The organism is Flavonifractor sp. An82, from assembly GCF_002159265.1.
GTDB lineage: Bacteria > Bacillota > Clostridia > Oscillospirales > Oscillospiraceae > Flavonifractor.
Map to the genome: position 1 here is coordinate 15,604 of NZ_NFHG01000010.1, position 12,643 is coordinate 28,246.

A 12,643-nucleotide genomic window follows, 5' to 3' on the forward strand; every position below is an offset into this window, starting at 1 on the left:
TCGTATGCGTAAAAAGGAGCGCTGCAGAGGAAACTCTGCAGCGCTCCTTTTGTGCTGTATGGGTTTTATTCAGACGCATAATCCCTTGTTGTGCAGCGGTAGATAGGGGCAAAGCTCTCATCCAGGAAGAAGAATTTGACAGTGGCAGGGTCGCCCTCAAAGGCGGGGAAGGAAAGGGAGATATCCCCTGCGTTGGCGGCCACATTCAGGAAACCGGCGGTGAGCATTCTGCCGCTGCTGTCGTAGAGAGCCGCCAGACAGGTGCCCGCTGTCCGATTGGTCAGGGTGAGCTGGATTCCGCCGGCATCTACCCCGCGGATGACCACAAGGGCCGGGATGGTCTCGGATTCCATTTCATACCCACACACGGTACACACCTTGTGGCGCAGACCCTCGGTGGTCTCGGTGGCCGGGGTCACCGTGATCCAGCCGCTGGCGGTGTGGGCGGCAGTCCCAGTGATCTCCCCGCACTCGCACGCCTTCCAGTGCTGGGCCGCGTCATATTCCCAATCCCCATACATGTGGGTATGGGCGGCGATAAACATATACCCACAGTCATAGTCATAGACTTCTGGGATGTCCCAAAGATTCGTTTCTTCCGCGAAGGGAGAGCCCTCCACCTCTATTGCGCTGTCCGCATCCGCCCCCATCTTTACCACAAAAGGCCGGTTATCCGTACCCAGGATAGAAACCATACCATAGACATCAATACCCATGCTGTCTGCGGTGCCGGCGGTGGCTATGACGGTGCAGTTGTCCAGCGTCATATCTTCTTCGCAAGAAATCGCAGCGCTGTCGAAAGAATCAACCTCGGCGCCGTCAGAAGGCGTTCCACCCACCGCCTCCACAGTGCAGTCGGAGATGGTAATGCACGTCCACGCATAGATCCCATTGCTGTATTCCTCGCTTTGGCCGCTGCTCACCTTCAGTTTGGCCGTGCCGTCGCCCTCCAGAATCAGCTCGTTTTCGCAGAGGGATCCCATAGCTCTCATACTCATCGTCTGCACCGGTGACCACATTCTCGCCCTCCAGCAGGATGGTAAGGTGGTTGGATCCTCATACGCATCTGTAAAACTGACGTCGGCAGACTCCGACTCCTAGTGGTCAAAACGCGTACCGGCCGATGGAGTGGACTGAATCTCAACCGTGTCACCCTCCTTGTACGATCCGGGCCCGTTCAAGACTTGACCACTGTTCACTGCCACCTGATAGCGCGGCACCTCCACCGCGCCCACTGTAATTGTGGCGGTGCCCGTCATTTTATATTGGTCCGTTACGGTAATGGTGACGGTTTGCGCCTCTACGGGTTCCCCGGGGCGCTCATAGACCAGATAGTTGTATGCGTCAATGGACAGCCCCTTCACCTGGGGAGAGAAGCTAACGGTATAGGGGCTGGTCCCGCCTTCGATCATCACGGAATGGTCTTTTTTATAGTTATCGCCCACAATGCCGGCGGGGATGTTGAGGTCCGCGGTGTTTACAATTGCGGGGCTGGACAACTCCTTGGCATACAGGTGGGCATATTTCATCCCAGAAAAATCCACCTGGCCTTCCTCTGTAAACGGGAAGCTGCCTACCGTGGTCGCGTCCTCTTCACTGACTCCGCCCACAGCTTCGATGCGATACTCAAAGGCGGGTGAGATCTGGGTCTGCGCTCCGAAGCAGACGCTGTTTTCACCCTCCAGGGTCATATCGCCGCCGGTTATACTGATGGATATCATTGCACTGTCGGAGGCCCAGAAGTATGCCCCAATGCCATGAGTTGTACCGGAAATCTCCGCCCTGCCGCTATCCAGGCCGCCATCAAAAATCCGAGGAATTAAAATCCCCTCGGAGCGCATAGGATCATGACAACAGCCCCGGCTCATTTGAGCCGGGGCTGCGTTTTGTGACATAAAGAGATACCATATTTAGAAGCGGATACCACCACTATTTGGAGCTATGTTCTAACGATCGGCTAAGGGGAATTATTATATTCCTCTTGTCTCGTTTTGCATAACCGATAAAGTGAAATCCCTCGCCCATTATTTACATACGGCAAATTCTTACAATTCTAACGCTATTCATGTTCTTTATGCGGGAGAAAAGTTCGCTTTTTTGTTAATGTTTTGCTTGCAGTTTTATGGTATCCAACTTTACCAGTATCAAAATAGCATCGGTTTACTACTGCAACAACAAGCAAAAATCAGCACCATTTGCAAGCCATAATTACTTCACAAAAGACCATTCAGAAACAGAACTTATTGCAAAATAATCGTCTAATTTATTTTGATTATACCAGAGTATTCTTTCAAACTCAAGAGAAACGTCATCTGAAAAATCTACTCTCGGCACACAGGATCAGGCAGGGATATTAAAGTACTTCAGATACGCCCGGAAACGATCCTGTGCCGTCAGGCAGGTGTCCATCAGATAACCATTTTCGCGGCCCCATTGGCGTAATCCCTGGTAATAGAATATCTTCAGGTCATCCTAGATCACAAAGGGAACAATACTATGGTTCAGACATTCCTTGAAGAAAAGCAATCGTCCTACCCGGCCATTGCCGTCCTGAAACGGACGGATGTGCTCAAATTGTACATAAAAATCAATCAGATACTCCAGCCGTTTCACTATTACTTGGTGATACTCATCCAGCAGCAGCTTCATTGCACAGGCAACTTCCTCGTTTTACAGCCTTCCACCTCATTGGATACCCGTTTATACGCGCCTAAAATATAGTTACGGTCATAGACATGGTAGCCAGCCGTGTCTATGGCCGCAACTATATTCTAGGTGGCTTAAATAAAAATCAGGAAGGTTGGTTGTCCTAATATTTACCATGTAGCTTTTTATGTAGCTCCATATTTTCATGTAAGAAGTGGTTTTTTTCCTGATTAACAAAGAAACAGTTGCACTGCCTGTTAAGTTTCATATCATCTCTGTTATAACTAAGGCAAGAGATGAGCCACTCCCTGTCGCTGATAATTGTACTTGAGAGCAAAGCCATCGCTGCTAGAGGAAAGCAGGAACCGACTGAATAGGTACTTAGGAAACCCAAGACAGCCCCTGAGCCGCGAAAGCGTGCGGGAAATTCAAGAAACAGCAAATCATCTTCTATCAGCGGGTTTGAAAGCAGCAGCCGCGTAAAAGATTGGCCGCAGACGATTTTCCCGGTATAAAAGTATTCAAAAGAGGCTCCATCTAATTTCTCTGAGGAATATGTGTAGATGGCCGCATGGGTCTTACTCTCGTTGTAGCATAATTGATGCACTCTAAGGATCGGCGCTTTTGCGTGGGAAAAGTACGTATATATGTACTCCTGCCGCATATTTTCCATGGAAATTTGGTTGGCAGAACCACTTGTGATCAGTAGGTTTGATGCGTTCCAGTAGTTGTCAATGAGCGCGCCGATAGAAACACCCAGCGCATTACTGATCTGCTGAAGTGTCAGCAAATCGATAGAAATCTCACCCCGCTCATATTGAGAAAGGACGGATTTACTTCTGTGCAAAATAGTGGCAAAAGACTCCAGCGTATAGCCTTGCAATTTTCTAAAATAGCGGATTTTTGCACCCACTTCTTTGCAAATATTGATTTCATTCATCGCACATCCCCCAACAATTCCATTTCAAACGGAAATCTGCTAAAATGCACAAATAAAATATTTTGTTTCTTTGACTTTTTAATTATAATGGATTGTTAATTCCGGTGCAAGCGGAATTTTTGAATCACAAATCCGGCGAAGCAGGAATTTGCAAAATTGCCTCCTCTTTGTGAAAAATATATGATAAGGACATCCTAAAACATGGAGGCAATTATAATGATTGTATTAAAAAACTGTCGTCTTATCCCATACCTGACGGATGGATACAGCAATCCCACCGCAGACATTTTTATTGACGGCAAACACATCCAAGGAATCTATCCCTGTGGAACACAATCTTGTGAAGATGCTGAGTGCTATGATCTGAACGGCAAAACGGTGATCCCGGGTTACTTTGACCTGCATGCACATTTGATGTTTACCAACCAGAACTGGGAGTATTTAATGCACCGCAGTGAGAGCACATATGTAATGGACAGCGCCGCTTACGCCAAGACTTATCTGAAATTGGGTTACACCACCATCCGTGATGCTGGCAATGACTATTATGCCTCTGTAACCGTACGCGACAACATCAACAGCGGCGTTCTGACCGGCGCACGTGTTATCACCTCTGGCAAAATTCTGACACCCACTACACGGGGCAACTCCAGCTTTGGAACGCTCTATAAGGAAATTGACGGTGCAGACGCCATGCTGAAGGCCTGCCGTGAGGAGTGTGCCGCAGGGGTCGATTTTATCAAATATATGTGCACAGGGGCGATGCTGAATCTTGGCGGCGTACCTGGTCAGATTGTAACCACACCCGAAGAGCTTCGCGCTATTGTGGCAGCAGCGGAAGGCCTTGGGACCTATGTTGCCGCACATTGCCACGGCACGTTGGGGATCAAAGAAGCCATCAAGGCCGGCGTCCGCACCATTGAACATGCCTCCTATATGGATGAGGAGTGTGTGGAGCTGATCCTCAAGCGTGGGAATGATATTTGTACAGTTCCTACGTTTGCGGTGGCGTATTCGTTAGTTTCTGAGCTCTCCGGCCCCGTTGTTCCTGAATTTAAGAGCAAGACGGAAGATGGTATCGCACATATGGCGCAGGGTATTCACCTCTGCCAGGCCGCTGGCATCACGATTGGTTTCGGTACCGATCTGGATATGGAAAATGCGGCGAAATATCCGGGCATCGAGTTTCAGGCAAGAGCATCCTATGGCGTGGACAATGAGACCATCTTGAAACAAGCCACCATTGAGAGCGCAAAGATCCTCCGCATGGATGACAAGCTGGGTACTATCTGCGTTGGCAAACTGGCCGATCTTGTGGTTGTAGACGGTGCACCCGATGAAGATATCTCCTGCATGATGAAATATCCTGCTATGGTGTGGAAGGAAGGCGTTTTGTTCAGAGACTGAGACGTTTCCTATGGAGGGACATTTCTATGCAGATAATAGACTACTGTGTTTTGTTCAGCACGATTCTGGTCGTGATACTCATTGGATGGCTTAGCGGCCGAAATACCTGCTGCACCGATTCATCCAAAGAGTTTCTGCTGACAGAAAAAGGGATTAATAAACTGCAGGCAGGCTTTTCCATGGCGGCTACCGACTTTGGAGGCAGCGGCTTGGTCGGTGCAATTGGTTACTGCTACTTTGTCGGGATTTCCGGCATATGGTGGAATTTAGCGGCAGCTCCAGCATTTATCCTGGTGGGACTCTTTTTGGCAAAGAAGTTTAATCGCATGGATTGTGCCACACTTCCCGAGTATTTTGGCAAACGGTACGGCAAAGGAGTTAAACTTCTATCCTGTATACTCCATATTCTGACCAATATTGCCGCCCTTTCAGTCCAGTATACTGTTTCTTGCACAGTACTTCATATTGTCACAGGATTCAATATCAATGTCTCTCTTGTGATTTCCGTTCTAATCGTTCTCTTTCTCACCTCCGGCGGCCTGCGGGCAGTTGTAAACACCGATGCTGTGCTGTTTATCATAATTGTGATCAGCATCTTGCTAATGGTGCCGTTTTCGATTCGGGCGGCTGGCGGGTATGCAACATTAAAAGCAAATGTGCCGGTTGAATTCTTCCGTTTTGATCAGCTGGGCGCGTGGACTCCAATCTCATGGATCCTGCTCTGCATGCTCAATTACTCCACGAACCAGAACTATATCCAGCGAATGGTCAGTGCAAAAGACACAGGAACTGCAAAATTCGGTGCGCTCTTCACTGCCGGTTTCTATGTGATCATTTCAATGGCATTAGGATTGATTGGAATAGCTGCCTATGTGCTTTTACCTGGAATAGAAGATTCTAACATGATATTTGCAACCATGCTGGTCCGCTTCTTCCCTCACGGCCTGCTGGGCATAGGGCTGGCCGCTGTATTTGCGGCAACAATATCCACCGGAACATCAATGCTGCACGCGACGGCAACACTCATTGTCAACGATATCTATGTTCCGCTTGGGAAGTCAGAGCGAAATGATCAAAGTATATTGGTAACCAGTCGCATTTGTGTTTTTGCCGTGGCACTGTTCGCATTGAGCATATCGATGTTCTCCAGCAATATTGTAAATATTTGCTATATTGGTGGCTTGTTCTACGGTGTTTCTGCCTTTGTTCCAATGGTGTTAGGATTGTACTCCAAATTTGTCACAGGCAAAGCTGCGCTGATAAGTATGGTCATGACTGTTGTGCTGAGTTTGTTGTGGGAGTATTTTCCATCTTTTCGTATCAGTGCGCTTGCACAGATTCCGTCCAATGTCTTTGGACTGGCTGTCAGCGCAGGGACGATCTGCATCATATCGGTGCTTACAAATAAGGTAAGAAAGGATGAAGGCCATGTTTAAAACGAAAAAATTTGGCGTAATTCTATTGTTAACATCTACTTGCCTAATCTACAATTTGCCTTACCTCAGTTCCACATTTTATACACAGTTTCTGGAGGCATTTAACCTGTCAAATACCCAGGCTGGTATACTGATTACTTTTTTCTCTCTGACAGCAACTCCTGGCTATCTGTTTGGCGGAATGTTGGCTGACAAATTCAGCCCAAAGAAACTCATCATTCTTTCCCTGCTGATGACAGCCGCTCTTGGCTATGCGATGTATTTTATGAGCGGCTATACCGTCCTGATGGTATGCTACTTTGGATTTGGCATCTCCACTACCTTTATCCATTGGAGCGCCTTCATGAAACTCATTCGTGCACAGGCGGATGACAAAGATGACCAGGGACGCACGTTTGGCACATTTGAATGGTGTTACGCACTTGTCGGTGCAGTGGCAAGCTACGGACTGCTGGCGCTGCTGGGATATGTCAGCTCCTTTAAAATCGCGACTGCGCTGTATGCAACCATACTGGTAATCATCGCCCTGCTGGTTATCTTTTTGCTCAAGGACGTTAAGGGCATCAACGACAACGATTTCAATGTGCGAATGGTAAAGCAGGCGATTGCGCATCCGGTCACCTGGCTGAACGGCCTGATTGTAATGGGCATGTTTATTGTCGCCACCGGCTCCGCCTATCTGAATCCCTATCTGAATGGGGTCTTCGGAACGAGCGTAGCCTTTGCCACATCCTTTGCCATCATGAATAAGTGCATTGTACGCCTCTGCGTCGTCGGTGTTGGAGGCATGCTGCTTGACAAATGGAAAACCCCCAAGTTCATGATTATCTGCATGGTATTTCTCTCAGCCGCCATTGTTGGTATGTTTGTAATTCCCCAAAACAGCGGATCCATGGTGATCGCAGTTATCATAGCATTCCTAATCTTGATTTTTATGTCTACTGCGCGGAGCGGTATGTATACACCTATCCCTGAAGCAAAAATCCCAATGGCCATTACCGGCACCGCTATGGGTATTTGCTCTGCTGTGGGTTATTCCACCGATATCTGGTCGTATACATTGATTGGAAACTGGCTGGACAATTACGGAAATACCGGATACCAGTATGTGCTACTGTTGTCTTTGGCGGGTGTCGCCATGGTTATTATCTGCAGTATTCTGCTATACCGCTATGAGAAAAGACACCATATCTTTGAGCGCAGTGAAGTTTAAGTTTTACGGATAGAAACGTCTCCGGTCGCCAATGGTGCATTTTAGACAAGCACCTGAAACAAATACCGCGAACAGGAAGCAGAACAAGATTCCTGTTCGCGGTATTTGCGTCAATAGAATTCCTAGGTGGTTAGGAAGGCAGTCACGCTACAAGCGACGCGCATGCCGTCCCACCATTTATGGAATCCGATTACTGCTGACCGGGCCGGTCAGATCATCGCTTGCCTACGAAGGGGCTGACGCAGACTAACAGTGCGGAAATTTGGAATGTCAGCCTCTCAGTCTAATGAAAATTTGAGGATAAACCGCATATCTGCAAAAGCCGTTCCCATTTGCGAATCAACCATAGATGAGATAAAAGAGATGACCCAAGCAGAAAACTGGGATCACAGGCATCACAACCAGCCGTGGTTTTACCGTCTGAAGATAATTTATTGATTATAGAATTCTGCCTGAGCATCTACATGTACCAATGGTCATTTCCTGGGTACTTCGGCCAGTTCAGAATCAAATTTTGCCCAATGCCACAGTTGCTCCAACGTCTGTTGGATTGCCGCCAGTTGTTCCACACTGATAGGTGCACCTTGATTCGCGGCCCAGGCCAGTTGATTTAAATTATTTCCAATTGCGTTTAGTTCCCGGCAAACCTGCATGACCATTTCAGTGGGACGCTCCTTGATCTCCAGGTCAGCTAGTAAGGAACGGATCAATGCACTGGCAGAGAGGCCACTGCGCCGTTGCTGCTCCTTTAAATGGGCATAATCTTTCTCACTGAGCATCACGTGCAGCTGATGCAAAAATACTCACCTCTTTCCTGTTGCTATGCACTGGGGTTTCAGGGGTATCCCCTGACAAGTGCGTTTTTGTACAAAAATGCGATGCTTGCAAGAACAGCGGCACAGCCGCTGTGGGTCTTCACCCGGCCAAGAAAAGAATGTATGGAAGCGAGAAATTATCCGTACACAATAATCCGATTTTTTTCGACATACATTGGGGTGATGTTAAATTGCGGCACCCGGGATAGACCCCGGGTGCCGCAATGTTGGATGCTAGAAGTTATACTGATTAACTGGCCAGCGCATCTTCCCTATCGCCGGTAAAGAGCTTGATAACTTGAGGCCACGATCCAGGGACAGGGGGAAAACTTACACTCAGCCACAGTCCGAGCGTTAAAAGCGTCGCAGGCAATGGGAGTGTCCGGTACAGAACCGTGATAAATGAATCCTAAATCAAAAGGATGCCGAAATGTTCTTGATTTTAAGAAAACCCAAGGGGGTAGTTTACCCTCTTTACATTCCATCTTCTGTCCAAGACACAGGAGGAAACTGAAATGAACACACAAATTATCGCCATCGCCAACCAGAAAGGCGACGTTGGCAAGACAACCACCTGCGCAAATCTGGGTATCGGGCTGGCGCAGGCGGGGAAGAAAGTTCTGCTGATCGACGGAGACCCGCAGGGCAGCCTGACCATCAGCCTGGGCCATCCCCAGCCGGACAAGCTGCCCTTTACTCTGTCCGACGCGATGGGCCGTATCCTGATGGACGAGCCGATGCGCCCCGGCGAGGGCATCCTGCACCACCCGGAAGGCGTTGACCTGATGCCTGCCGACATCCAGCTCTCCGGCATGGAGGTCTCCCTGGTGAACGCCATGAGCCGTGAGACCATCTTGCGGCAATACCTGGACACGCTCAAGGGACAGTATTCCAATAACTATTTGGAGCAAAAGAGAATCAAGCGTGACGAGAGTGAGTTTGTCTATGTAAAAGGTGGCTTCCCTCAGATTATCTCGGAGGAACAGTACGAGCGGTGTAACGCCATTCGTCGCAGTAGGACCAAACGGCTGACCGATGAGAAAGGCCGTACACGGAGTTTTGGTATTCAGCAGGCTCAGAATGTGTGGGGTAGAAAAATGAGGTGTCGTTGTGGTTCTCCCATGCTTCGACATCGTTGGAGAACCAATAATGCAGGAAAGCCTATCTATGGATATGAATGCAAACGACACCATGATACCCCCCGCATCCGCCTTCAGAATGAACAAGGCAATCCAACACCTATCTGTGAGATCAAGCCGGTTGGACAAAGCAAGCTGGAACTGATGGCCTCCAAAATATTTGAGAGGGTATGGGGAGACCAAAGAGAAATCGTCCTCCAGACCTGCAAAATGCTGGATGCTTGCTACAAGCCAGACGCAGATCGTCGAGCAGATTTGATGAAAGCGAAAGATGACTCTATTCAGTTGCTCCAACAACAGCTGGATGACTTGGTTGTGGTCCGTGCCCGTGGAGAGATTGAGCAGGATAAGTTCCTCCAGCGGACCATAGAAATTCAGCAGCAGATGGAGGCCCTTCGTCAGAGCAAAGCTCAAATTGCTTCAGAGGACTACAATCCCGGACGCCTGGATATGGAAGCCATTGAGGCAGCGTTGTGCGAAGCAGTTGAAATGCATGACGGTCTGGTAAGCGAGGATTTCATTGATCTCTTTGTTTCACAGGTTACACCACTGTCTGATTCCCGCTTTGCCTGGTGCTTGGACTTTTCTCCGCAGCCCACAGTTGCCTTTCTGAATTTAGCCGGTCAGAGGAAGTACACGACCTGCTCTATGGATAGTAAATTACACTTTGGTCCTTTTGCTGATGAGGAGGGGCACACCATCCCTTTTCCGGGCAGCCTGCGTCGGTGAGCTGCCCGGACAGCTCTAATTCAAAATGTACATCGTTATATACACAAGGTATGTACGGCGCAGGCCGCTATCAAAAATCCGAGGTAATTCAGATTTCATCCCAGGCTCTCATAATCCAGTAAATCTGTAAAATAAAAGTAGACACTCACATCAGTGTGAGTGTCTACTTTTTTATGTCTGGATAAAAATAAGGAGCGGTAGCCGTGTTGGTATTTCATTGCGCATATCTCCTTGCTTTGACCTGCTCCAGCAGCCCATCTGACAATACAAATCTGACGAGCAGATCACCCACGTTTGCTGCGGGAAAATGCATCAGCGCCGTAGGCGATCTGCCTGCAGCGCTGATGCGGAAAAAGGAGATGAACGTGCTACAGGAAACACCGGATCAGGTTATAGACGCTGATACCAGTGATTACCAGAAGCAGCCAGAAAAAGAGTCTGTCCACCGCCCGGTTGTCCATGCGGCGGCTGAGACTGCGGCCCACGGTGCCGCCGACCACGCCGCCCACCACCATGGCGATGAGGACGGGCCACTCAAATTCAGGCACCGTGCGTCCGATCAGGGTGTTCAGGAAGCTGGCACCCTGAGAGAAGAGGATGACATACAGGGAGTTGAGGGCGGCGGTCTTGGAGTCCATGGAGAAGAAGTAGTAGAGCACGGCCAGGTTGATGGGGCCGCCTCCGATCCCAAGGAAGGAGGACAGCACGCCCAGAGCCAGACCGATCACCACACAGGCCGCCCCGTTCTTCACGTCCAGCGTGCGGATGCGGGGGCGGTTCAGGGTGTAGGCCAGCACGCCCAGGGTGAGCAGGATCATCAGTACCTGCTGGGCCACCGAAACGGCGGAGCCGCCGGCGTCCTTCACGATGTCGAAGAGCTGCTTGCCCACAATGCCGCCCACAGCGGCGCCGATGGCCAGCAGGGTGCCCCGCCGGGGCTCTACCTTTACCTCGCCGCCGATGCTGCGGAGCATGGAGGTAATGGTCATGGCCAGCACGGTGCAGCCGGACAGGAAGCTGATGGTAGCCACCGGCAGGCCGGACACGGCGTCCATCACCGGTTTGATGATGACGCCGCCGCCCACGCCGCTGATGCCGCCGATGGTGGTTGCCAGAATACAGACCAGAAAATTAAAGAGGATCTGCATGGCGGCTTACCGCAGAGAGATAAAGCGGCTGTCGTAAGCGCCCAGCAGGGGCTCGCAGTAGGCCTTGAACTCGGGCTTGATGCTGGCTCCGTCCTCGCCGATCCACTCCAGGGGGAACTTCTTCTCGGCGTTAGCCACCTTCTCCAGGGGGATCAGGCAGGTCTTGGAGGAGTAGGGGTTCCGGGTGGTCTCAAAGCCCACCATGAAGCCGGTCTTGCCCTCCACAGCAGAGCGGACGGCGCAGGCGCCGGCCTCCTCGGCCTCCTTCTGATCGATCTCGGACATGAGCGCCACGCTCACACGGCCCAGCAGGCCGGGCTTCTCGGACCGGGACTTCAGGCCGGCCTCCTGCATGATCATGTCGCTGAGGGCCTGGGCGGCGCCGCCGGGCACCTTGTGGCCGAAGCCGTCCACCACGCCGGAGTCGGCCACGGGGGAGCCGTCGGCATAGTGGATGCCCTCGGAGATGGTCACCAGCAGGCCGCGGCCCTTGGCCCACTTCTCCTTCACGGCAGCCAGGAACTTCTCCTTGTCGAAGGCCACCTCGGGCAGATACACCAGATGCTCACAGGGCATCAGATCGGCATACAGGGCGGAGGCAGCGGTGATCCAGCCGGCGTTGCGGCCCATCATCTCCATCACCACCACGTGGATGGGCAGAGCAGCTGCGTCCTGAGCCAGCTCCAGAGCGGAGACAGCGGCGTACTTGGCGGCGGAGCCGAAGCCGGGGCAATGATCGGTGACGTCCAGGTCGTTGTCGATGGTCTTGGGGATGCCGATGACCCGCAGCTCATAGCCGGTCTCCACGGACAGGTTGTAGATCTTGTTGCAGGTATCCATGGAGTCGTTGCCGCCGTTGTAGAAGAAGTAGCGGATGTTGAACTTCTTGAAACACTCCAGCACCGCGGGATAGTCGGCGTCGGTGAGCTTGCGGCGGCAGGAGCCCAGGGCGGAAGCAGGGGTCTTGGCCAGCAGGGCCAGGTCCTCGTCGCTGAACTTGCCCAGGTCGATCAGGTCTCCGGCCAGGATGCCCTCAGCGCCGAAGCGGGCGCCGTAGATGGTCTCGATCTCGCCGTGGGCCTTGGCCTCCCGGACAGCGCCCAGCAGGGAGCTGTTGATGACCGGGGTGGGGCCGCCGCCGTGGGCGATCAGCATATTTCCTTTCAGCAT

At 51.0% G+C, this 12,643-nt stretch carries 10 protein-coding genes and 1 pseudogene; 4 read left to right on the top strand and 7 right to left on the bottom strand.

Going from position 1 to position 12,643, the window contains the following annotated elements; translation table 11 throughout:
• Window positions 1-65: 65 nt before the first annotated feature.
• The 4 genes from B5G34_RS10930 to B5G34_RS10945 all read right to left on the bottom strand — a co-directional run bounded on the left by B5G34_RS10930 (window position 66) and on the right by B5G34_RS10945 (window position 3,586).
• Window positions 66-983, bottom strand: a complete 918-nt coding sequence (locus B5G34_RS10930; protein WP_087337165.1) for a hypothetical protein — start codon at window positions 981-983, stop codon at window positions 66-68.
• A 114-nt stretch (window positions 984-1,097) separates the two neighbouring features.
• The gene (locus B5G34_RS10935) at window positions 1,098-1,895 is read right to left on the bottom strand and encodes a hypothetical protein (protein ID WP_140397236.1); all 798 of its coding nucleotides are present in this window, start codon (window positions 1,893-1,895) and stop codon (window positions 1,098-1,100) included.
• Window positions 1,896-2,472: 577 nt separating this feature from the next.
• Window positions 2,473-2,649 (bottom strand): Fic family protein, encoded by a 177-nt coding sequence (locus B5G34_RS19165; protein ID WP_087337171.1) that lies wholly within the window; start codon window positions 2,647-2,649, stop codon window positions 2,473-2,475.
• A gap of 160 nt (window positions 2,650-2,809) precedes the next feature.
• The gene (locus B5G34_RS10945; RefSeq protein ID WP_087337174.1) at window positions 2,810-3,586 is read right to left on the bottom strand and encodes a helix-turn-helix transcriptional regulator; all 777 of its coding nucleotides are present in this window, start codon (window positions 3,584-3,586) and stop codon (window positions 2,810-2,812) included.
• Between the two features lie 216 nt (window positions 3,587-3,802).
• On the opposite strand from B5G34_RS10945, the gene B5G34_RS10950 reads away from it, so the two are divergent.
• The 3 genes from B5G34_RS10950 to B5G34_RS10960 are packed head-to-tail and all read left to right on the top strand — an operon-like array spanning window position 3,803 to window position 7,642.
• The gene (locus B5G34_RS10950) at window positions 3,803-4,993 is read left to right on the top strand and encodes an amidohydrolase family protein (RefSeq protein ID WP_009260858.1); all 1,191 of its coding nucleotides are present in this window, start codon (window positions 3,803-3,805) and stop codon (window positions 4,991-4,993) included.
• 26 nt (window positions 4,994-5,019) lie between these two features.
• Window positions 5,020-6,429, top strand: a complete 1,410-nt coding sequence (locus tag B5G34_RS10955) for a sodium:solute symporter family protein (RefSeq protein WP_087337177.1) — start codon at window positions 5,020-5,022, stop codon at window positions 6,427-6,429.
• On the top strand, window positions 6,422-7,642 hold the full coding sequence (locus B5G34_RS10960; RefSeq protein ID WP_009260860.1) for an MFS transporter: 1,221 nt from the start codon (window positions 6,422-6,424) through the stop codon (window positions 7,640-7,642). Before B5G34_RS10955 ends, B5G34_RS10960 begins: the two co-directional genes overlap by 8 nt.
• Window positions 7,643-8,118: 476 nt before the next feature.
• On the opposite strand, the gene mobC is transcribed toward B5G34_RS10960, so the two are convergent.
• Window positions 8,119-8,439, bottom strand: a complete 321-nt coding sequence (mobC, locus tag B5G34_RS10965; RefSeq protein ID WP_087337181.1) for a plasmid mobilization relaxosome protein MobC — start codon at window positions 8,437-8,439, stop codon at window positions 8,119-8,121.
• Between the two features lie 533 nt (window positions 8,440-8,972).
• On the opposite strand from mobC, the pseudogene B5G34_RS10970 reads away from it, so the two are divergent.
• Window positions 8,973-9,434: pseudogene (locus B5G34_RS10970) on the top strand (AAA family ATPase); the annotation flags it as partial.
• Between the two features lie 1,259 nt (window positions 9,435-10,693).
• On the opposite strand, the gene B5G34_RS10975 reads toward B5G34_RS10970, so the two are convergent.
• Window positions 10,694-11,473 (bottom strand): sulfite exporter TauE/SafE family protein, encoded by a 780-nt coding sequence (locus B5G34_RS10975; RefSeq protein WP_087337184.1) that lies wholly within the window; start codon window positions 11,471-11,473, stop codon window positions 10,694-10,696.
• Window positions 11,474-11,479: 6 nt separating this feature from the next.
• Window positions 11,480-12,643 carry a 6-phosphofructokinase gene (locus tag B5G34_RS10980; protein ID WP_242956993.1) on the bottom strand — a complete coding sequence of 388 codons (1,164 nt, stop codon included), beginning with the start codon at window positions 12,641-12,643 and terminating at the stop codon, window positions 11,480-11,482.